Below are 21,820 nucleotides of genomic sequence, written 5' to 3' on the forward strand. Positions count from 1 at the left end.
AGTGATGGATAACAATCTTTTCTTAACACTTTTCCATGCACGTTGGGAATCCATATGTTGCAGCTCTAAGATTTAATTCTATCTTAAATATTGAAGGTTATTAAAGAGGGTTGAAAAGTTCAGCAGAAGGTTTTTTTAATCAGGCGTTTCAATGATCCTCCAGGAGATCCGATTTAAACAAAATTAAAGGATGATCTTTTCATCATCGTTTTCGACTTACCGTCAAAAGCTATTATAAAAAGCAGTAATAAAAGAAAACTTAATTTTTATTTTACCTCTTCCTATTTATACCCGTGACCAGAATAACTGGAAAATCCAGAGCAGCTTTTTTGGAGTTTATAAATTCCAGAAAGCTGCTTTGGACTTAATCTTTTTCCAAAAACTTAATTCCTCTTCGCCATAAGCATAGCCATACTTGTTGCCATATCCGAAATTCCCTGACTCCACGGCATTTAGAACAAAACTTACATTGGTGAGTTTTCCTTCTTTTTTCGCATCTACTGCAAACCGCAGTAACTTCTTATCGGTGTAACCTGCTCGAGAAACATAAAGGGTGAGATCAGCATATTGATTAATAAGAAATGTATCGGTGACTAATAGGGAAGGGGCAGTATCTACTACTACATAGTCATACATGCTTTCAAGTTCATGAAATAATGTGGCAGTTTTCTTACTTCTCCAAAGCTCAGAGGGATTAGGAGGAATGGTCCCTGAAGCAAGCATGTCCAGATTTGGATGGAAGCTCGATTTTGTGATCAGGTCTTGTAAATTTAATTTGTTATTGATGAGGTAATCACTTACCCCTCGCAGTTGCCTTGCTTCTTTTTCAAACCGTTGTAGCTGTGGATTTCGTAGGTCGGCCCCAACTATCAGGACTTTTTTGCCGGTGTTTGCTAAAGTTAGTGCAAAATTAAAGGATACGAGAGTTTTCCCTTCTCCTTTAATTGTAGAGGTCACAAAGATGCTATTTCCCGCTTCTTTTTCCTGGGTACCTGCCAAAAGGTACTGCAGGTTAGTATGCAGAATCCTGAATGATTCTGCAAGGACCGACCTATCATTAGTGGTGATTGTTTCACTTTCCTTTTTCGATAACCTTGGAATTTCTCCAACAATTGGTATATCTCGGGTTATTTTTTCTATATCGGTTCTATCCTGTATCGCATTATTCATAATGCTTCTTATGTAAATAATTAGAAATGGAACGAGTATCCCCAGGATCAGTGCTGCAAGTATTAAAATGACAGGCTTTGGCGAAACAGGATCTTTTATACTGTAGGCCGCATCGACTATTTTGGCTTTGGGAGCGGTTACAGCCAGAGATAAAGAAGTTTCTTCCCGTTTTTGCAGCAGAAACAGGTAAAGTGCTTCTTTAATATTTTGCTGCCTCTCAATATTTCTAAACTCCTTCTCTTTGGAAGGTACCTGTGCTATCTTACTATCTATACCGGCTTCCTGTACGTTTAAATCATTTTGGGAAATCTTCAAAGAGGTGCGTAGATTATGCAAACTCTGTAGCACATTTTGTTTAATTTGTTCTATCTGGTGGTTCAAGTTCACAATGACCGGGTTCTCTGAAGTTGATCCCGCCATTATCCTATCCCGCTCCAGAACTAAAGCGTTATAACTCTGTATGACCGAAATAACTCCTTCTTCCTGAAAACCCAGATTGGAAGGTAGCAATCCATCCTTATTACTATTATTCAAATAATCTATCATGGTGTTCGTCAGCTCCAGTTGGGTGTCCACCTCCAGCTGGCGCTTTCTGAATTCACTGGCATTTTCGATGAAGAGCTTTGATTCCTCCTCAATGTTTGTCAAATGATTTTCTTTTTTAAATTTTTCTTTTCCGCTTTCTACCGAATCCAGTTCCTGGGTAATGATCTGCAAACGGTCCTCAATAAATCCTGCAGTATTGGTGGAAACTAAATTTTTATCTTCAATGGCTTCAAGATTGTATTGATGAATCAATCGGTCAAGAATTTTTTGCGCTTTATTTTTAACAGGATCGTTTAGGCTAATTTCAATCAGACTTGAATTCTTTTCGGTGAGATTTACCTGGATTTCATTTCTATACGCTGTTGCAGCATCTTCAATGGTTGAGAACTCTACTCTGAATGCGCCTTCATATCCTAGTTGAGAGAACTCATTTGCTGTAAATGGCATTACGGAAATTTTGGCATAGGGAAGATCTAAAGATTCTCCAAAGGCCATTTCTTTCCTCCAGCCTGTCTCTCTGTTTTCTATCGTATAGGTAGTATTCGAGGTAAGGTTTATATATAAGGAAATATTTTCTTCTGCTTCCTCAATAAGCTGAGATAGAACAGCCTCATCCAAATTCAGCACCTGTAGGTAGAAAGGTTTTTTAGTAAATACTTCTTTTTCAGGAATTCTTTCTGCCTGAAAGTAACGAATGTTAAGGTTTAAATCTCGTACTACACTGGTAATAAGTTTTTTGGACCGAAACATTCCCAGTTCATTTTCAATGGAATTGGTGCCCATTCCTCCAAAGAGCCCACCCATATCTGTAAAAGCCGCAAGTTCAGAAGGCCCGCCGCTGCTTCCCTGTTCATCCTTAATAATAAGTGTAGCTACTGTATGATACACGGGGGTGGCATATTGCAGGTACAAGATAACCGCAGTGATACAAACAATCAGCCCGGTTAGGAACCATGGCCAGCGTTTAAGGTATGTACTAAATTGCTCATTGAGTTCTAATTCCTCTTCATGAGGTTGGGGTGTGTTGCTGTGCTGTAACATTGTATTAATTTGTAAGCAGAATGGCCAAGGAGATCAAAACGGAGGCAATGGAGATGTACACAGATGCATTCCTGTTATAGCTTGCACCCTGGATCTGGGCCTGGTTAGGTTCTATATAAACCACATCATTTTGTTGTAGATAATAATATTCTGAATTTAGGAAATCGCTTCTGGAGATATCCACGTACTTATATTCTTTGGTGTCTCCCGTTTCCCTAAGGATCATCACGTTATCCCTGCGACCGTAAATTGTGAGATCTCCGGCTATCCCAAGGGCTTTGGAAAGGCTTATTCGTTCATCGGGTATCGTAAAAGTTCCCGGCTGATTGACTTCCCCTAATACAGTTACCTGAAAATTGACCAGTTTAATGTTGATAATAGGGTTCTGGACATATCTGGAGATTTCTACTTTAAATTTTCTTACCAGTTCCTGTCGTGTTAGTCCGGCAACTTGAACCGTTCCAAGGACAGGAAATTCGATATTCCCATCGCTGTCAACCAGGTAGCTCTGTAATTGCATATTTCCCGATACTCCTCCAACATCTCCCAATCTTGGAGCGGAGGTGACCGGCAGATTAAATGGCTGTACAGCTTCAATATTTGCGGCAGATACGGTGATAGTTAACAGGTCATTTGGTTTCATTTTCAGGTTGGTCCTGGAGGCATCGACCTCCGTCTGCAAAGCCGGGAGGTTTTGAAAGTAAGCCATCTTCTTTCTTGAAACACAGGAAGAGGACAATAATAAGGTAATGAATCCCAAAAGGAGTGGAAGGCGTAAACTGCTGTTCATGAGAAATTTTTGTGGGCGCGAATATAGTGTTTTAAGAAATAGTTAACAATACTTTTTGTCCATGAATTCTGATTCAAAAACTGAGGTTCATGTTTGAAATTTAGGCTATTAGCATAAGGTAGTGGCGTACCTTATTCCTTAATTCTGAAGCCAATGATCCCCAAGGTTCAAAGTGATTTTCTATGTTTTGATGATTGTTTAACCTGTAAAGTTTTGATAAATACTATTGTACTTAGTTGTATGGATGATGTTTACTAGCCTTGGCTTCCGAATTTTTCAGAATTTGGTTATCAACTAATTACTGCGAGCTCCTTTAAATAAAATGCTTTTCACCGCGAGCCAAAAGTATTTCATGTCTGTTTGAAAAGGCGCTTTTTCATAAGCTTCGAGGTACTTCATTTCTGAAGCCATGATCTCCTCCAGCGTTTTGGGCATGTCTGCATAAAAAGGGGGAAGCAGTCCAGGTTTGGTTTTTGTTCTTTTGGTCTGTAGTTCTTTGGTATAGAGATTAAAATATTGTGTGCTCAAAGGACGGACTCCAACGATCTTCATCTCTCCTCTGATTAGATTGATGATCATGGGGAGTTCGTCCAGCCAAATTTTTCTGAAGATTTTGCCTTCTCTGGAGATCCTGAAATCGTTTTTGAACTTTCCTCCTTCCTGCAGCTCATTTTTTTTAAAGATGAATTCCTGCAGATATTCCGAGAATGGATGCATGGTTCTGAGCTTATAGACGTTAATAGGTTTCCCATCCTTTCCTACCCGCCTTAGTTTTATAAACGGTCCGTAGCTGGGGGAAGTGTCAAAATAAGGTGCTTTGATTTTTTGCGCTATAAAGTATAATTCATTATTGATTTCTTTTTCATCAATAACCTCAAATCCGCAGGAATACAGTCTTCCGAAGGTTTCAGCACGGCTCAGCACCCTTCCTTTGCCTTTTGTTAAAGCAAAGTAGATCTTTCTGGTAGATTTTAGCCGGGGGAAAACCCTATTGAACAAAATGTCTCCGGGCAGGGTAATGTAAAGCAGGGCTTTTGGGTTTCTTTGCCCCAGGCGAAGTTTCCTGGAATTATATTCCTCTACCTTTCCGACGAAAATTCCGCCCTCTGGAAGCTTAGCATTTATGGTTTCAAAAAATTTGTTCAGGTATCGGGCGTCATTTACTTTATGAACATTTACAAGAGGTGAGGATATTCCCTGAAGTGAATCGATCTCTTTGTAATCAAAAGATGAAATAAAACAAGGATTTCCTTCAGAATAAATTTTCTTGGAAATAAAATCCATGACCTCCTTTTCAATTCCCTCGAAAAGAATTTTTTCCGGAGCACTTAAATTTTCCAGAGGTAATCGGGAAGCAAACATGCTAAAAGTTATTTTTGGTTGAATGATGTTGAAAAGTTTTATTCGCTTTGGAAATTCAGGATGGCATCTAAACATCTTTGGGCGGTTTTCCCATCCCAAAGTTCCGGGACCACGACCTTTTTTTCAGAAGTAAGGGTTTTTAGGTACTCTTCCCTAATCTTCTGAATATGGTTGCCTACCAATACGCTGGCTCCCCCATGTTCTTTTAAGGTGATGGGCCTTTCGGTGTTCCAGCGGAGGGTCAAACATGGTGTTCCAAGAATGGTGCATTCTTCCTGAAGGCCACCACTGTCAGTGATCATGATTTTTGCTTCCATATTTAACCGGAGCATTTCATGATAGCCCAAAGGGTGCAACATGATCATCTCGGGGTGTTCACTGATCTTTTCCCAAAGTCCAAAATCTTCAAGGTTTTTTCGGGTTCTCGGGTGAACAGGCCACAATATGGGCATTTCAGTTGTTACCTCCTCCAGAAGGAAATTTACAATAGGAATTAAAATTTCTTTTTCGTCCACATTAGACGGACGGTGGAGGGTGACAACTGCATAGTCTTCATTCCCTACTTCCCGTTTAAAACCTTCCAGTTGGTTGTTTTCGATGATTTCATTGATGCTATATGCAGCAGCTCTTTCCCGGTGTGTTTCCAGGGTATCTATCATAATATTTCCCACAAAAGAGATTCTTTCGGGGGAAGTGCCTTCCTGCTTCAGGTTTTCTATAGATATACGGTCGGGAGTAAGCAACAAGTCCGATAGTCGATCTGTCACCAGTCGGTTCACTTCTTCAGGCATTTTGATATCCCCCGAGCGCAGGCCGGCTTCAATATGGCAAACTTTAATATGTAGTTTCTTGGCTGCTACAGAACAAGCCAGGGTGGCATTTACATCTCCAACCACTACAACCCACTCGGGCATTTCTTCTAGAAGTACCTTTTCAAATGCGATCATCGTATTTCCCACCTGCTCTGCATGGCTGCCAGATCCTATCTCCAGGTTGATATCTGCCGGTGGAATTTCGAGCGCTTCAAAAAAGGCAGTGGACATACGGTCATCATAATGTTGCCCGGTATGTACCAGAATATGATCTATAGTTTCTGATGCCTGGAGATTGTGGTCTTTGATAGCTTTTATAAAGGGAGCTATTTTCATGAAATTGGGACGTGCGCCCACCACTGAAATTATTTTCATTTGGAATTATTCTTAAGTGTTGGAGGCATTTCTGCTGTTAACATCATTGAAAGTTTTATTATTTAAGAATTTTTTGGAGTAACGATACTGGCTTCCATGAGTGCGTTTACATTAATGGTATTCTGTAAAATTTTATTTCTATTTTTCAGGAATAGACTACGGTCATAATTTTTCATCAGCTGTATGGCTTTTTGTAATCCTTTTTTCTCTCCTGTTGAAGATTCGTCGAAGTTAAAAACCAATCCGTATTCATTCTCCAGCTGGGTGGTGTAACCCCTGCCGACATTGTCGTGATAAATGGATGGTACTCCTAGCATGGCACATTCCGAAGCCATGGTGGCACTCTCTCCATACAATAAACTGGCAAAAGCTAAAATATCATGCATCTTTTCCGGGGGAATGGAAATTCGATATGGTTCAAGATTGGCTGGAAGTGTACTTTCTGAGGTAATAAACACCCTGGCAAAATGAGATAATTCTTCTACCACTTTAATTTTATGCTGTAGGGACAAACCTTCATGACCAATGTCATGATTCGCGTTCCATGATACAAACCGCAGGATCACAAAGGGAGCTCCCTTTTTTAGTCCCAGAAGCTTTAGAGCAGAGGGGTCTGGGGTGAAGACCTTTGGATGCAGGTAACAAAGTTCCATAAAGCCTTTAAAGAAGACCTGTCTTTTATGATATTTCCCACTATAGCTGGAAGGGGAGTAGATAACGTCTGTAAAGGGACGGTATAACCTGTGGGCGAGAGTTGCATTTTCCGTATCATCAAAGGCAATATGTTTCTTTCCCATTATTTTTGCTACATGTGCAGCATAGGGGGAGGCAAAGCTCAGGAATACATCAGGTTTAAATTCGCGGGCAAGTTTTAAAAGCTGGAGATCTGCCCCGACTGTGTAAAACAGCTTTTTTAGCAAACCATCATTCCCTGTTCCGCGGGAAGCAAATGGAATCCCATACGCTTGCAGCAGCTTGTGAGCTACCTCTTTGTTGCGGGCGGTAACCAGGAAAGGGATCTCCTCCCGTTGAAATTTGAAGATGAGATTCTTGAAATAATGAACGTGGGCAGGATGCCCTATATCTATAAATACCCTCAAGTTTTCAATTCTTTAAGAATGGGAGCCATAAAACCTTTTACCATGTTAGCCTGCAGGAAATGGGATTTAATGAGATGCACGCTCTGTTCTTCCATTTTCCTGAACTCCTGGGGTTTTGCTTTAAGAAAGAAGAAAATAGCATCTTCCAATTGTTCGGGAGGGAAGTTGAAGTCCAGTAAGAATCCGTTCTTGTTCACGAGGTCATGAGCGGTTCCGTCACCCGGGGTGGTTATAATGGGAAGTCCATAAGCCATGGCTTCATTAATGGCAAGTCCGCCAGTCCCTGGTAGCAAGAAAACATTCGAAATAAGGAAGAAGGCAGCTGCATCCTCTCCATATTTTGCGCCGTGAAAATTCACCTGCTCCTGAAGCCCTAGTTTTGCAGATAGTGCTTTTAGAGTCTGTAAATGATATCCTTCTCCTACCACATCAAATTGAAAATTGTATCCCTGCTCTTTGATCTTTTTAAAGCAGTGCAGTGCCTTATCGATGCTTTTTGTTTCGATCACATTCCCTACAAAAAGAAATTTCACCGTTTCATAAGTTCTTTTTATTTCTGAAAAGGGATATTTTTGGATAATATTTTCGACGTTAACAGTATTTTGGGCGACAAATATTTTCTCTGGACTGTAGCCGCTTTCTTCGAGCTGGTTTTTATAGTAGGAGCTATATGAAATAATTCCGGAAGCCCTGTTGATCCCCATCGATTTAAAGCGGTCTTTTATTTTGTGTTGAGAGGTGGAGAGACCGAACCTTTTATGCCCGGAGGTCCAGATATAGAATGGTATTTTATGCAGGGACAAGCTTAGCATTAACAGGGAATAATTTAAAATTCCGGCGTTATACATAAAAATGAACATTGAAGGATTGTCCCTGGAAACCTCACGAAGCAAACCCTTTTGCCACTGAACCTGGAACTTGTTAATGGAAAATCCTGCTCTTTGCTGTTTGCTTATCTTCAGGCTTGAGGAAGAAATTTCTTTTACCTTCTTCTGCCCCAGATTGGTACCGGAATAAATTGTTAGCTCAATACCATGTTCCTCCAATTCTCTTTCAAGCTTTTCAAAAAAAGGAATTCGATAAGCCGGGAGATAGGGATAAACAATAGCGACTTTTTTAATGTTGGTTTTCATATTCTTAAATAGTTCCAGAAGAAAATAATCGGAATCAAAATTATATGCATGGCTCCTATAAGGTTCCTTTTACTTGATTTGGTTTCTAAATTATGTAGATAGTAGTAACCAACCAGTGCACAAAGGATGAAAAAAGGAAGATGCGGAAACTGATTTCTTAGTTTAAAGGTGTGCACCAGGTATGATAGACTTATAATGTGGCAGAGGGAAAATAATAACATGGGGTAAAGTTCCCTGAACTTATTCTTCAAAGCTATATAAATGGCGTAAAAAAAATAGGGGCTCAAAAATACCTTCAGGATAAGACTGGGGGCATGCATAACGGTATCCCTGTTATCGCCTAACGGAATAAAAGACGGAAAAGGCCCAAAAATCCCGGCAAGGACAGCAGCCATTCGGTTGAATATGCTGGCGGAATGAGTCTCCCTATCCGTGGTGGCCATATTGGTGGCGTTGAGATAACGTTCTACGTTAATAAGCTCCAGGTATAGGATACTTCCTAAAAATATTGCCAGGAGCACAATAGCAAAAAGGACTCTGAGAACATTACTTTTTATTTTAAAGAAAAAAGAGGCTCCGTAGCTGCAGGCGAGAAAAGCAACCAGTACCGTTCTAAAGAAAAGGATCGAAACAAGGGTGGCCAGGAATAGAATTACATATTTTTTGTTACCCGGCTTCCTCATCCTGTACCAGGAGAAAAAGTTAAGGGTGATGATAAACAGCATCAATGTCTCTTTTAATCCGCTGGACTGGTAGTAAATGCTAAAAGAAGATATCCCGAATATCAGTGCACTGAGGATGGATAACTTCTGCGGCAGAAATTGACGGGCAATTCTGTAAAGAAAATAAACGGTGGCTGAATTTATGAGGACATTAAAAAGCCGTACAATAAGAGGTTCCTCAAAGATTTTGTAGATAACAGCCAGGTATAGCAGGAAACCACTATCATCATATCCGAATCTTGTGAGTCTTAAAAAATTGTCCAGGTTTGTTGCAATGTTTCCGTTTGATAGAAAGGCTGCCGTTTCATGGTAAAATACCGAATCTGAACCGGTATATTCAAAAATTGCTGTTGAAAATTCCTTGTAAAGAATAATGTTAGTAATCGTAAAAACCAGTGAAATACCAAAAGTAGTCAGGATCAGCGGCTTCACTTTGACGACTTCCGATCTTATGAAAACAAAAATAGCCGAGTATATGCTTAAAAGTGCGACCAGGTTCATGAGGTAAATATAACGGTCAAGACCCATGGCCTTGAGGTTATATACTCCAAAGAATAGGTAAAATAGGATAGCTATGCCAAAGACCTTTAGGAAATTGGTCTGATCCTGTATTTTTTTTGTAGACATGGCTAGCTGTTATGGAAGATTGCGGTGATAGTACCCGTTCCTTTTAACTGGTATGAAAGTCTTAAAACCTCCTGGAAAAATCATGAATTCTAAAAAAAATTGAGGTTACACTTTAGGATGATACAAAGGGATGTTTGGAATGTGGCAGTTTTACGAAAGGGTGGTAATCCCCTTTTAAAGAAGTGATAGCTGCATTTCTTATGTCGTGAACCAACTCGATGGAGGGTTTTGAATCTTCCAGTCCAAATCCGTTTCCTTTAAGGATTTCCTTATAACTGGTTATGTGTAGATCTGTGAATCCGTTACTAAATTCAATTTCATTTCCATCCACTTTTATCGATCTGTAGGTACGTTGGCCGGTGTTTCTTATTTCTGCAGGGATAGTGTCATAGTTGATGGAGAGGAACCACCGGACTCTGGCTTGTTTATATTCGAGGTAACCCGCTGCACGATCATGCGTGTGCTCATGTACCACGTTTTTTTGTAAGTCTCCAAATATCCAGGAAAGCATGTCGTAAAAATGGACCCCAATATTTGTGGCAATTCCGCCAGATTTCTCACGGTCTCCTTTCCAGGAAGCATAATACCAGTGACCCCGGGAGGTTAAATAAGTGAGGTCTACGTCATAAATCTTATCCCTTGGTCCATTCATAACCTGGTCTTTTAGCGCTATAATGGAAGGATGTAGTCTTAGCTGGAGAATAGAGTTGATCTTGTTGCCGGTTTCCTTTTCGATTGCAGCAAGACCATCAAGATTCCAGGGATTAAGCACCAGGGGTTTTTCACAAATAGCATCTGCTCCTCTTCTTAACGCCATACGTATGTGGGAATCGTGTAAATAATTAGGAGTACAGATGCTTACATAATCCAGCTGTACATTTTTTTCTCTGCTAATCATTTCTATGTGGCGATCAAATCTCTCAAATTCAACAAAGAAATCTGCATCGGGAAAATAACTGTCTATAATGCCTACAGAGTCAAATTTATCCAGTGCAGCAATCAGGTTGTTATTGGTTGCTTTAATTGCCTGAAGATGCCTGGGCGCAATATAACCTGCTGCTCCTATCAGGGCGAAATTTTTCATTTGATAAATATTTTTAAGATTAGAGACCTGACTGATCTCATCTTCAGTGAGTTCTATTTTTGGTGAAATAAAAGGAACATTCCTCGAAGAAATTATTTTTTTATTTAAGGTGGTAAAGCTCATCGTGGGTTGGTTAATCGTGATTTAGTGAGAGGTAATAGCTGGGTGAGTTCAGATATCTGATTTTTCTACCTTGTTATGTGTTAATGTATATACTTCACCGGTTTCCGGGCAGGTTGCAATGCCATCGTTTCCAAAATTTAGTTTATGTCCATATTCGCTTACCCAGCCAGTCTGTCTTGCCGGATTTCCAATAACAAGGGCATAATCTGGTACAGGTTTCGTAATCACAGCACCAGCACCTACCATGGCGTATTTTCCTATCTCATTTCCGCAGATGATGGTCGCATTAGCCCCTATAGAAGCTCCTTTCCTAACGTGGGTACACTGGTATTCCGATTTGCGGTTTATAGCGCTCCTGGGGTTGATGATGTTAGTGAAAACCATTGAAGGTCCAAGAAAAACATCATCTTCACAAATTACCCCGGTATATACTGAAACATTGTTCTGAATCTTTACATTGGTTCCCAGCACTACATAAGGAGAAATAACTACGTTTTGACCTATGTTGCACCTGCTTCCTATTTTGCAGTGGGGCATGATATGAGAGAAATGCCATATTTTCACATCTTCTGCGATCTCACAACCTTCATCAATTACAGCTGTTGGATGGGAAAAGTAATTTTGAGCTATCATATTTATTGATGGTTACTATTCTTGGGAAAACCTTCCCGAGCCATTGTTTTAAATTTTCAGAAGTAAAAAAAACGTCAACTTCTGAAGTGGTTATTTTGAAAACTTTTGCAGCAGAGGTTTGGCAAACTGAATGTAGTTTAGCCGGAATAGACTCGAGGATAACAAGAGTAACATGCCGTAAAGGATGCCATGTGCCAGAACCTTCATTATTATAGAGTTCCAGCTAAAAAAGCTTAAAGCAAAATATACACTTAGTATGCATAAGGTTGTATGGGCAAGGATGCGCATAATAGATCTTACCGGTACCAGATCTCTAACTTTTATCCCCAGGAACTTTGCGATAAAATATAAGAAAATATTAATCTTGAAAATTGCAAGGGCCACAGAAAGAATTGCAATGGCAACAGGGGAGTTAAACCACTGGATTACAAAATATCCCGCCACCCAAATTACTAGTGCCAGCCACATGTGCATACGTGCGTAAAACCGGGTTTTTCCCATAGCAAAAAGTAAGGGAGCAAACAGGATAATATTAAAAATATTCAGAAACATATTAACCTGGAAGTAAATGCCCGAACCTTTATAAGCTTCAGAATATAAGAGAATCATGATCTCGTTGGCGAAAAACAGAAAGAAGATTACGAAAGGGTAAATAAGAATGGCCGACTTATATAATGCACTTTTCCAGACCCTGATCATTTCTTTCTTGTTCCCCTCTTCGTGTACGATCTTCGAAAAAACCGGCATGAGTACCACAGAGGTAGCTGAGGTTACCATTCCTACGAGGGGTAGTTCTATAAATCCATTGGAAAATTCAGCAAAGGTGCCAGCTCCAAAATACCTGCTTATATAGAACTGGTCGGCAGCTTTAATGAGAATTCCCCATAAACTGGCCAGGGCTATTGGGAAACTGTAAGCGAATATTTCTTTGGAGGAAATGTCAGCTTTTTCAGGAGTAATATTTTTAAAGGGAATTTGTTTAAAGAAGAGCGCCAGTGTGAGGGTAATAAAGGAAGCACAAACCCATCCATAAACCGCGGCCATTATACCTCCATTGAAAAAGATAACCGGAACCACTATACAAATTAGCATTAACAGGCGGGATAGTGTATTGTAAAGGGCAATAAACCTCGTTTTTCTGTATGCAGCAAAAATTCCTTCTATTCCCAGAGTTGGCACCAGCATTACCGGGACCAGGGAGAACAACTGTAAACCTTCGGTAAGCTCTGGGTTTTTTAATAATCTGCTTATTACAGGTGCGGCAAAATACAGGGATGCAGAAAACAGAAAACCCGTTAGAAACAGAAAACGGTTAATCTTTTTTACTACGGATTTACCCTGGGAAAGATTAAACCGGGGCAAATAATAGCCAAAGACCTTTGGCAACCCGGCAGTAAAGATTACCAGGAGAGTATTATAAACATAGATGATTTGTTTATAAGTACCATATTCTTCTTTTCCGAAATATCTAGACAGGATTGCAGCACTCACTATTGCAATACTTACAGAGCTTAAACTGGCAATGACTACCCAAAAGGCTTGTGATGAATGGCTGTCTTTCAAATTCTGAAAATGCCTGCTAAGGCTGGTTTTCTGATGGTTAAAGGCTTTAAAGTTTTCTGGGGCTAGTTTTTGTATTGGGGATGGTGTTTTTTTTCACGGCTCCGCCGCCGTGAGTCCCATTTTCAAATTCCCCGATACTGCTAATTAGTTGAAATTTGCAGCCTTCTGCTGAGGCGCAAATATAAATTTTCACTTTTCTTTAAGAAACTATTTGAAGGGAAATTTATTGCTTAAGTTGTTAAAAAATTGGGTGCCTTGAAATTAGGTGCTGGCGATGAGGCTCTTGAATTGGGTGTGTTGTGAATATTGTGTTAATTCCGTTGAGGTTTATCTTTTTGAAGTTAATTGATAGGATAGGACGGTTTCAAATAGCTGGAGCTAAAGGCTCTCGCCTGAAAAGAAGAGGTATGGTATATCTCATTGGAGCCGCCGCAGGAGATTCGTCGAAGCACTTATGGAAACCAGTGCAGGTTGCTATGGAGTGTACTCTGTTTTACAATTCTACTATTCCGCTACGAAAAAAGGGCGGGCCCAGTGTGACAGGACAGGGAGATTCCGTTAATAACCGTCGTGAAAAAGGAGCGGACTCGGGGCTGTCAACGGGAAAAAGCAGATCGTTACAAATCAAAAAATCCACTCCTTTACATGTAAAAGAGTGGATTTCTTTGTTCACCTCATGGTTCAATTGAAAATTCTAAACTGACTTATGAGAACTGATAGCTCACAGCCAGGAATTTACAGAGATTACGCTACCAAATAGCAGCTCTGTTTTTCAGGCGTTTCCAAAAACCTGCCTGTTCCTGCCCGTATGCGTATCCATATTTATTTCCATATCCGTAATTTGCTGAATCTACATCATTAATTACAAATCCGAGATTTTTTAGCTTTCCTTCGTTTATAGCATCAACAGGGAAATGTAATAAATCCTTCTCTGTTAAACCTGCGCGCACTACGTACAGAGTTAAATCGGCATATTGATTAATAAGGAATGTATCCACAATAAGCATTGAAGGAGCCGTATCAATAACTACATAATCATACATGGTTTCAAGCTCTTCAAACATTTTTCTTGTTTTTTCCCTTCCCAGAAGTTCAGATGGGTTAGGAGGAATGCTTCCCGAGGCAAGCAGATCGAGGTTCTTGTGGAGCGTAGATTTTTTGATAAGTGCAGTAAGCTTTACTTCATCACTAATAAGATAGTCACTCACTCCCTGGTATCTTTTGCTTTCCTGCTCAAACCGCTGAAGTTGTGGGTTTCTTAAATCCCCTCCTACAATCAGCACTTTGTTGTTGTTATTGGCAAGGGTTACCGCTAGATTAAATGCAGTAAATGTTTTTCCTTCCCCTTTAATAGACGAGGTAACCAGGATAGTATTACCCCCGGTCTTTGCCTGGGTGTTAAGCAATAAATAACGTAAATTGTTATGAAGGACCCTAAAAGATTCTGCCAGAATGGAGCGGTCATTTTCCTGGATTAACTCAGTGGTGTTTTTTCCAAGTCTTGGGATTTCCCCAAGAATAGGGATACCTGCATGTATATTCTCAATATCATTACGGCTGTGCACCTTGTTGTTAAGCAGGTTTTTTAGATAAATTATAAGGAAAGGTATAATTAAACCTAGAATGAGCGCTGCAAGATAAATGATCTTTGTCTTGGGTGATACAGGTTCTTCAGAGCTCCTTGCCACATCCACGATCTTGGCTTTGGGTGCAGTTACCGCCAGGGAAAGAGAAGTTTCTTCACGCTTTTGCAGCAGGTAAAGGTACAGGGCTTCTTTGATATTCTGCTGGCGCTCAATATTCCGGAACTGTTTTTCTTTGGAGGGTACGCCAGCAATCTGCGCATCAATTTTCGCCTCCTGTGCATTGAGATCATTACGGGCAATACGAAGAGATGTGCGCATATTATTTAGACTCTGCAGTACATTTGCCTTGATTTGCTGTATCTGGTTGTTGAGGTTAACAATAATAGGGTTGTCCTGAGTGGAGCCGGCAAGGATTCTGTCTCTTTCCAGCACCAGTTGGTTATATGACTGAATAACATTGGTCACACCCTCTTCCCGGAAACCAAGGTTGGCGGGTAGCAATCCTTCATTGTCAGATTTCAGGTAGTCGATCATTGTATTTGCCAGTTCCAGTTGGGTTTCTACTTCGAGTTGCCTGTTCCTGAAGTCATTGGCATTTTCTATAAACACCTTTGATTCTTCTTCAATGTCTGTTAGCTGATTCTCTTTTTTGAACTCTTCCTTACCAGTTTCTACTGAATCCAGTTCGCGGGTAATAATCTCCAGCCTGTCTTCAATAAAATTGGCGGTATTTAAAGAAACCAGATTTTTATCGGCAATGGCTTGTTGATTATATTCAAAGATCAACTGGTCCACGATTTGCCGGGCTTTTTCCTTTACAGGATCCTGAAGGCTTATCTCGATAAGACTTGAATTTTTATCTGTGAGGTTTACCTGGATTTTTTGTTGATAAGCAATAGCAGCTTTGTCTAAGGTAGTAATACTAACTTCAACAGGTTCTCCCACGGTTATTGCAGAAGTATTTTCAAAGACCGGCGTCACAGAGAGCTGTGCATACGGTATGTTTAAAGCTTCTCCGAAATTCATTTTTTTACTGAAACCAGAGGCTTCCATTTCCACCGTATAAGTGGAATCTGAAGTAATTGTAAAAATCAAAGGTTCCTTTTCCTCAATTTCAGCAAAACGTTTTGCATCAAAAGCAAGGATCTGCACTTTAAAAGGTTTATTGGCAAACAGTTCTGTGGTACGAACCTCTCCTTTTTTAAAGTACCGGATGTGGAGATTTAGCTCTCTGGCAACGTTGGTCATTAAGCGCTCAGAACGAAGGATTCCAATCTCATTTTCAATGGAATTCGTTCCCATGCTGCCCAGCATTCCAAGGTCTGCAAACGCCGACATTTCCGAAGGCATATTGCCGTTCTTTTCATCCTTAATAATTACGGTGGCTTTGGTGTTATAGATAGGAGTAGTATAGCGTAGGTACATAAAAGCACCAAAAAGGCAGATGATAACTCCCGCTACAAACCAGGGCCAGTGGCGCAGGTATTTCGACAACTCCTCCCGTAGGTTAATTTCTTCTTCCTGTGGACGGGGACGGGTTTGGGTAGGGTTTTGTGACATAACTAGTTTGTAAGTAGGATTGCAAGAGAAATTAATACAGAAGCAATGGAGATATAAACAGAGGCATTCCTGTTATAACTGGCTCCCTGCATCTGGGCCTGATTTGGTTCAATATACACCACGTCATTTTGATGCAGGTAGTAGTATTCGGAATTTAAAAAGTCGCTTTGGGTAAGATCCACATATTCGTATTCCTTAGTGTCCCCTGTTTCCCGTAAGATCATGATATTATCCCTGCGGCCGTAGATGGTAAGATCTCCTGCCATTCCCAATGCTTTGGAAAGACTAATACGCTCATCGGGTACCGTAAAGGTGCCGGGGCGGTTCACTTCTCCCAGTACGGTAACCTGGAAGTTGACCAGTTTGATGTTGATAATTGGGTTTTGTACATACCTGGAAATTTCTGTCTTGAATTTCTCTACCAGCTCCTGTCTGGTAAGTCCTGCTACATGGACTGTTCCCAGTACCGGAAATTCTATATTCCCATCGCTGTCTACCAGGTAACTCTGTAGCTGCATGTTACCCTGAATACCCATATCTCCAATTCTTGGGGCAGAGGTCACCGGGAGGTTAAAAGGCTGCACAGCTTCTATATTTGCAGCCGAAACCGTAATGGTGAGCAGGTCATTCGGCTGGATTTTAAGATTTGTTTTAGCAGCATCAATAGTGCTTTGAAGTTCCGGCATATTTTGGAAATAGGCTATCTTCTTGCGAGATACACAAGAGCCTAAAATCAGGGCAGATACTGCCAGTAGGATAAGGGGGCGAAATCTTATTTTCATAATATTTGTAATGCTTGCAAAACTACCATATTAAGATTTGTTTAACAATGGTTCGTTGCGTTAAAATTTGGGGTATTTGATGCTTTAAACTTTGTCTTTAAAACTATGGCTGTTTATGATATATCCCGAAGGGGACGTGCGCTATTCATCCTTTATTTAAATTCAGAAGAAACAATATTTCAGCAGGTTGAAACCTTGAAAATTATACTGCACAAGATCTGTATTCAAGAGAACGCATTAGGTCGTTTAGTAACACCTCATGGTTTTTAAAAGAAAAGAGTTGAGTTTATTTATTCTGAAGTGCAAGGATAGTTTTGGGGAGCTAATGGAGGATCAAGCCTTGATCTCTTGAAAATTTTTTAATGGAGGTTCATGATTAAATCATCTTTAGTTATAAACTTTTTAGAAAACCTTCTTTGTATTGTCTTAGCAAATCGGGCAACCTTGGCATCCCGAGCCGGAAATTACGGGCAACGGGATCTTCATTGTTATAGCTGTATTCCCACCGGAACTCTTCGGTAGTACGCAGTTCTACATGTTTGTTTCTGTAGAAGCTGCCGGGCCAAAGGGAGAATGCGAATTGAAAACCTCCCGAGAAACCTGCCTCTGTGGAAGCGACATGCAATCCCAGGTCAACCGTTCCAAATTGCTTTATTAGATCCAGCCTGGCTCCCCTGTCTTCAAACAGAAATTGACCGGCACTTAATTGGACACTTAAATTTTCCATAGGCAAACGATATTCGACATCTGCTATGGCCAGCAGGTTATTCATCTGTTCGGAATATACACTGGTACCGTGAAGCCAGTAAAAGCCCGTTAGTGATGTTTGAAATCCAAAGCTCCAGGCCTGCTCCATGGGAGCATACCTGTATTCAAAATCTACTCCATATCGGTCATAGTAGAAACTACCCAGACTCAAACCAATAAAATGTCTATTAAAAGGTTGTGCAAAATAATGCAGCATGGAAGGTGCTGCCCTAAGCTTCATGGATTGATTGTCAAGGGAATTTTCAACAGGAATGGCAATTCCGCTCTGCAGGCTTAAACCGGGGGCAACATAAATTCTGCTGTCCAGGATAAGATTAAATTTTGTTTGAAAAGGATGCGAATAGTAACCAAACCTGGCCGAAACTTCAGGATGCACCCGCAAATGGAATCGATAATCCCTGAAAAAATGGTTCTCCTTCCTGAAGAATTTCCGATCGTTGGCAGATAATTCTTTAAAACTGAAATCTCCTGCCGTATAGCTCCCAATTGGGGTGTTGTGATAAAGAGGAATCCATACAAGCGGTTTTTCCAAAAAACCGGAATGCTGCAGCAACAAATTAGCAAATCGCATGGAGTGATAAGGATTTCGGAATTCCCTGTGCTCAAAGAATACTTTCAGGCTATCGTCCTGTTCCTTAACCTGGACATTCTCAAAACCTGCATCGAAAAGGGTCTGCCGTAGTTCCTGTGCCTGTAGGAGACCAGCTGCCAGATAAAAAATGATATTAATCCAGACTTTTCTCATATTTTCTTAAAGCCCGTGGGGCAAAATCAAGATTAAAGTGGGAAGAAACCTGGAAAGCAAGTTCCTTTCCTTCAAAGGTGTAGCCCTGCAGGTAAAGCCTGTCCCATATTTTCACATAAACACCTGCATTTAGGGTATTGGTATCGTGTTCCACCATGATTCCTCCAAAATCAACAAGGGAGTAGGTAATACCACCAAAAAATCCGGTGAGATATAATTTGTTATAAAAATCATGTTTTTGCCTGATCTCTATATCGAAAATGTTTTTGCTTTTTTTATTTCTAATGAATACATAGGGTGAGCCGTAACCCCCGGTTAATTTCAGCGTACCGATGCCGGTGTGGAAGTTCTTAGTAGCCACCAGGTAGTCATGTGACATGACAGGAGACACAGATCCCGGCGGGGTTATACCTAAAACAAGGGAAGGCAGAAAAGTAGTTTCCCGTAGCAATTTAAACCGAAAATCCAGTTGACGATCCCCAATTCCTATTTTGTCTTTTAATAAGGGTCTGTAGGCAATACTCAGGTTCATCTCCATAAAGGAGGTAATTCCCATTCTAACACTATACATGTTCAGGGTATTGTTGTTGGTGTTTGTTTGAAAAAGAGAAAATTCACGTGGCAGATAGGCAAAGCTAAATCCCAGCGGTTGTTCCTCATTCCAATCTGCAGAGGGAATTGCCAGCAGCCCGGGCTTTCCAAAAAAATTTACCTGTCCCAACACCGGCTTTGTTAATAAAATGGCCAGCAGGAACAGGTAAAGGTTTATCTTATTCATATAAAAGCCTTTCTTTTTAATATAAAAAGAAATGTACAGGCAGGATTAATTTCCAGAACCCTGGTTGTGACAGTTGGCCAGGCCTTCATTCAGGATTTCGTCAGCCTGGTCTTTTGATGTTTCAAAGTCGGCAGCTACCTGGTCCTCTTTTGTTTCCTTTATTTCAAGGGCGGTTGCTTTTTCAGCTTCCATACGGTTGTCCAGAAGTTCTAATACAAGAACGTTCCATTCTTCTAAAGCAGCTCTTGCGTCAAGAGCATATAGCAGGGTGAGTTGTTTAAGTTGTGTAGCCAGTGCTGTTTCACCAATACTGGTAGCTTTTTCCGCAGCAGCAAGAATGTCTGTAAGCGTCGCTTTTATATCGCTTTTATTGGTAGCATAATGTTCTTCCTGCGTCTCAAGTCTATCATCATAACGGGCATCTGCCTCACCTAACCTTCTAGTATAATTAGCTTCAATCGTGCTTAGGTTGGTTTCCATTTGTGCAGTAAGGTCTGCTATTTTATCATCATATGCAGCCCTCGTTAATTCTCCACAAGATCCGGTTACCTGAGATACAGGATCTAAATCTCCAAAATCGTTGGTTTTGTTGCCTGAGGTTTTGGTACCCATTGCTTTCAGGGCTTCAAGATCTGCAGTGAAATTAATTTCAGGAAGTAATTTAGAAATTTCTTCAGGAAGGTCTTCCAATTGATCTCTTACTGCAGCAAGATCGGCATCTAATTCTTCATCCTGATTTAGAATCGCGTCAATAGCGGCTTCATCCAGGTTTGCAGCCTTTTCCTGTACAGAGGCAGGTAATTGTTGTGAGAATTCTCCTACTTCTCTAAGGGATTCTTTGGTAGCATCGCTAATGCTGCCGGTATCTCCTGCGTTCAAAACATCGGTCACGATGTTTTCGGTTTCTTCAGATGCTTCTATGCTTCCGGTTTCAGGTTCGGTGATCTGTGGATCTTCATCTTCTACAGGAGGCAAATCTGCCACCTCTTCAAAATCGGGTGCCGTAGGCTCAGGCTCAGGAGCATCGTCATCTGAACTACAGTTCGATAAAAGAAATGATCCTGCTACCAGTGTGGATAAGAACAGTGCTCTTCGCACCGGTTGAATAAATGTGGTTTTCATAATTGGTTTTTGAAATTAATTGATTTAACTGATTTAAAAGATACAAATGTAAAATTTTTCCTTCAACGCTTTTTTCACAATGTACGTTTTTTCTTACAATACATTCTGTTGTTTTTCAGGCCGTAGCTTTACTTTGTGTGGGTAGCTTCCTGAAGCATGAAAGGTCATGGCTTTTCGCTCTCCCATAATTTTGAGTCGGTAAAAAAGAAAAAAGCTGCTGCCATAAAGAAAAACGACCAGTAAAGTTAGCCACAAATGGGGAAGAAGGTTTGAGAAATAAATGTATATGCTAATTACGATGAGGTTAAACAGTGCCAGGCTAAGGCTGGCTTTTTTATGAGTAAAGCCCAGGTCGAGTAGTACATGATGTATATGATTCCTGTCCGGAGAAAAAGGGCTGGTACCGCTAAGCTTCCTTATGATCATCACCCTAAGGGTATCAAAAATGGGGATAAACAACACGCAGGCAACAAATAATAATCTGTTCGCAGGTTCATGACCTTCCTTCATAAGCGGTAGAAAAGGTTCCATCACCAGGACCCGGATTCCCAGAAATGCCAGTACGAGGCCTATCACGAGGGAACCCGAATCACCCATGAAGATCTTACGATTTCCCCGGGAAAAGTTGAAACGTAAAAATGCACTGAGAATCCCGGTAATACTGAGACTTACCATCGCATAAAAAGGCTGATTGGTTGAATAAAATACCATGGCAAAGCAGGCACTTATCACAATCCCGACCATTGAAGCCAGCCCATCGATCCCATCGATGAGGTTGTAGGCATTGATGAGGGCGATTACCAGAAAGGCTTTTATAAACAATCCGGCTACTTCCGGGATTTGGTAGATCCCCCAAAAACCTTCCAGGCTGGAGAGGTGCAACTCCGGAGAGAAAATAATAAAACAGGTAGCGGTGATCTGCCCAAACAGTTTTACCCGTGCTGTCGAAACCACTAAATCATCTTTTAATCCTACCATAAACAGCACAGTAATAGCGGCGATAAGATGGTTCCCTACATAACTTAGCCGCATACTTTGTATAAGGCTCAGCACCAGGATGAGGGTGATGAAAAATGCCACGCCACCAAAAGAAGGCGTTTCTATTTTATGAGAGCTACGCCCTACTACAGCAGCGGTTAGGTTTTTTTCTTTGCTTACCCATAGCACTTTAGGGATGAGGTAAAATGTGACCACAAATGTCCCTAAGAAAAGGCAGCCAAGAAACACTTCATAATGCGAACGAAAAAATTCAAGGACAAGGTTTTGATCCAGAATGTTCATAATTGAAATAATTTTGGTTGGTGTTCTCGATACTATGAATGAATGCTAGCGCATTTATGTATCACTCGAACTGACGAAAATCGTCAATGGTTTGAAAATATCGATTCAGGAATATTT

Annotated in this window: 17 protein-coding genes; 1 reads left to right on the forward strand and 16 read right to left on the reverse strand. The window is 40.6% G+C overall.

The window, feature by feature from the left end:
* Window positions 1-336: 336 nt before the first annotated feature.
* From IE056_RS14800 to IE056_RS14845, 10 genes are all read right to left on the reverse strand, one after another.
* Window positions 337-2,757 carry a GumC family protein gene (locus IE056_RS14800; RefSeq protein WP_189605503.1) on the reverse strand — a complete coding sequence of 807 codons (2,421 nt, stop codon included), beginning with the start codon at window positions 2,755-2,757 and terminating at the stop codon, window positions 337-339.
* 4 nt (window positions 2,758-2,761) lie between these two features.
* On the reverse strand, window positions 2,762-3,547 hold the full coding sequence (locus IE056_RS14805; protein ID WP_189605504.1) for a polysaccharide biosynthesis/export family protein: 786 nt from the start codon (window positions 3,545-3,547) through the stop codon (window positions 2,762-2,764).
* A gap of 294 nt (window positions 3,548-3,841) precedes the next feature.
* Window positions 3,842-4,909 (reverse strand): sugar transferase, encoded by a 1,068-nt coding sequence (locus IE056_RS14810; protein ID WP_189605505.1) that lies wholly within the window; start codon window positions 4,907-4,909, stop codon window positions 3,842-3,844.
* A 38-nt stretch (window positions 4,910-4,947) separates the two neighbouring features.
* On the reverse strand, window positions 4,948-6,096 hold the full coding sequence (gene wecB / locus IE056_RS14815) for a non-hydrolyzing UDP-N-acetylglucosamine 2-epimerase (RefSeq protein WP_189605506.1): 1,149 nt from the start codon (window positions 6,094-6,096) through the stop codon (window positions 4,948-4,950).
* A 62-nt stretch (window positions 6,097-6,158) separates the two neighbouring features.
* A complete protein-coding gene (locus IE056_RS14820; RefSeq protein ID WP_189605507.1) occupies window positions 6,159-7,196 on the reverse strand; it encodes a DUF354 domain-containing protein in 1,038 nt (345 codons plus the stop codon).
* Window positions 7,193-8,329: a glycosyltransferase family 4 protein gene (locus IE056_RS14825; RefSeq protein WP_189605508.1), complete on the reverse strand. Its 1,137-nt coding sequence runs from the start codon at window positions 8,327-8,329 to the stop codon at window positions 7,193-7,195. Before IE056_RS14825 ends, IE056_RS14820 begins: the two co-directional genes overlap by 4 nt.
* Window positions 8,326-9,678 (reverse strand): glycosyltransferase family protein, encoded by a 1,353-nt coding sequence (locus IE056_RS14830; protein WP_189605509.1) that lies wholly within the window; start codon window positions 9,676-9,678, stop codon window positions 8,326-8,328. The genes IE056_RS14825 and IE056_RS14830 overlap by 4 nt, the downstream gene beginning before the upstream one ends.
* Window positions 9,679-9,790: 112 nt before the next feature.
* Window positions 9,791-10,762, reverse strand: coding sequence for a Gfo/Idh/MocA family protein (locus tag IE056_RS14835; RefSeq protein WP_189605510.1), 972 nt, complete (start codon window positions 10,760-10,762; stop codon window positions 9,791-9,793).
* A gap of 171 nt (window positions 10,763-10,933) precedes the next feature.
* Complete coding sequence (locus tag IE056_RS14840) at window positions 10,934-11,518, reverse strand: acyltransferase (RefSeq protein WP_189605511.1); 585 nt, start codon at window positions 11,516-11,518, stop codon at window positions 10,934-10,936.
* A 90-nt stretch (window positions 11,519-11,608) separates the two neighbouring features.
* A complete protein-coding gene (locus IE056_RS14845; RefSeq protein WP_189605512.1) occupies window positions 11,609-13,081 on the reverse strand; it encodes an oligosaccharide flippase family protein in 1,473 nt (490 codons plus the stop codon).
* A 407-nt stretch (window positions 13,082-13,488) separates the two neighbouring features.
* Here IE056_RS14845 and IE056_RS14850 point away from each other — a divergent pair, with 407 nt between their 5' ends.
* A complete protein-coding gene (locus IE056_RS14850) occupies window positions 13,489-13,770 on the forward strand; it encodes a hypothetical protein (RefSeq protein ID WP_189605513.1) in 282 nt (93 codons plus the stop codon).
* A 60-nt stretch (window positions 13,771-13,830) separates the two neighbouring features.
* Here the strand turns inward: IE056_RS14850 and IE056_RS14855 are convergent, their stop codons facing one another.
* From IE056_RS14855 to IE056_RS14880, 6 genes are all read right to left on the reverse strand, one after another.
* On the reverse strand, window positions 13,831-16,227 hold the full coding sequence (locus IE056_RS14855) for a GumC family protein (RefSeq protein WP_189605514.1): 2,397 nt from the start codon (window positions 16,225-16,227) through the stop codon (window positions 13,831-13,833).
* 2 nt (window positions 16,228-16,229) lie between these two features.
* Complete coding sequence (locus IE056_RS14860) at window positions 16,230-17,009, reverse strand: polysaccharide biosynthesis/export family protein (protein ID WP_189605515.1); 780 nt, start codon at window positions 17,007-17,009, stop codon at window positions 16,230-16,232.
* Between the two features lie 391 nt (window positions 17,010-17,400).
* Window positions 17,401-18,522, reverse strand: coding sequence for a YjbH domain-containing protein (locus IE056_RS14865; protein WP_189605516.1), 1,122 nt, complete (start codon window positions 18,520-18,522; stop codon window positions 17,401-17,403).
* Complete coding sequence (locus tag IE056_RS14870) at window positions 18,503-19,300, reverse strand: YjbH domain-containing protein (RefSeq protein ID WP_189605517.1); 798 nt, start codon at window positions 19,298-19,300, stop codon at window positions 18,503-18,505. The genes IE056_RS14865 and IE056_RS14870 overlap by 20 nt, the downstream gene beginning before the upstream one ends.
* A gap of 45 nt (window positions 19,301-19,345) precedes the next feature.
* Window positions 19,346-20,422: a hypothetical protein gene (locus IE056_RS14875; RefSeq protein WP_189605518.1), complete on the reverse strand. Its 1,077-nt coding sequence runs from the start codon at window positions 20,420-20,422 to the stop codon at window positions 19,346-19,348.
* A 93-nt stretch (window positions 20,423-20,515) separates the two neighbouring features.
* A complete protein-coding gene (locus IE056_RS14880; RefSeq protein WP_189605519.1) occupies window positions 20,516-21,703 on the reverse strand; it encodes an MraY family glycosyltransferase in 1,188 nt (395 codons plus the stop codon).
* Window positions 21,704-21,820: the final 117 nt, after the last annotated feature.

The sequence above is a fragment of the Salinimicrobium marinum genome, from assembly GCF_014651535.1.
GTDB classification, from domain to species: Bacteria; Bacteroidota; Bacteroidia; order Flavobacteriales; family Flavobacteriaceae; genus Salinimicrobium; species Salinimicrobium marinum.

What these genes read in the sequence shown, in the direction of transcription:
- IE056_RS14825 (WP_189605508.1), bottom strand. Translation starts at nt 8,329, where the DNA reads ATGAAAACCAACATTAAAAAAGTCGCTATTGTTTATCCCTATCTCCCG.
- IE056_RS14860 (WP_189605515.1), bottom strand. Translation starts at nt 17,009, where the DNA reads ATGAAAATAAGATTTCGCCCCCTTATCCTACTGGCAGTATCTGCCCTG.
- IE056_RS14865 (WP_189605516.1), bottom strand. Translation starts at nt 18,522, where the DNA reads ATGAGAAAAGTCTGGATTAATATCATTTTTTATCTGGCAGCTGGTCTC.
- IE056_RS14850 (WP_189605513.1), top strand. Translation starts at nt 13,489, where the DNA reads ATGGTATATCTCATTGGAGCCGCCGCAGGAGATTCGTCGAAGCACTTA.
- IE056_RS14805 (WP_189605504.1), bottom strand. Translation starts at nt 3,547, where the DNA reads ATGAACAGCAGTTTACGCCTTCCACTCCTTTTGGGATTCATTACCTTA.
- IE056_RS14875 (WP_189605518.1), bottom strand. Translation starts at nt 20,422, where the DNA reads ATGAAAACCACATTTATTCAACCGGTGCGAAGAGCACTGTTCTTATCC.
- IE056_RS14840 (WP_189605511.1), bottom strand. Translation starts at nt 11,518, where the DNA reads ATGATAGCTCAAAATTACTTTTCCCATCCAACAGCTGTAATTGATGAA.
- IE056_RS14810 (WP_189605505.1), bottom strand. Translation starts at nt 4,909, where the DNA reads ATGTTTGCTTCCCGATTACCTCTGGAAAATTTAAGTGCTCCGGAAAAA.
- wecB (WP_189605506.1), bottom strand. Translation starts at nt 6,096, where the DNA reads ATGAAAATAATTTCAGTGGTGGGCGCACGTCCCAATTTCATGAAAATA.
- IE056_RS14830 (WP_189605509.1), bottom strand. Translation starts at nt 9,678, where the DNA reads ATGTCTACAAAAAAAATACAGGATCAGACCAATTTCCTAAAGGTCTTT.
- IE056_RS14800 (WP_189605503.1), bottom strand. Translation starts at nt 2,757, where the DNA reads ATGTTACAGCACAGCAACACACCCCAACCTCATGAAGAGGAATTAGAA.
- IE056_RS14880 (WP_189605519.1), bottom strand. Translation starts at nt 21,703, where the DNA reads ATGAACATTCTGGATCAAAACCTTGTCCTTGAATTTTTTCGTTCGCAT.
- IE056_RS14870 (WP_189605517.1), bottom strand. Translation starts at nt 19,300, where the DNA reads ATGAATAAGATAAACCTTTACCTGTTCCTGCTGGCCATTTTATTAACA.
- IE056_RS14835 (WP_189605510.1), bottom strand. Translation starts at nt 10,762, where the DNA reads ATGAAAAATTTCGCCCTGATAGGAGCAGCAGGTTATATTGCGCCCAGG.
- IE056_RS14855 (WP_189605514.1), bottom strand. Translation starts at nt 16,227, where the DNA reads ATGTCACAAAACCCTACCCAAACCCGTCCCCGTCCACAGGAAGAAGAA.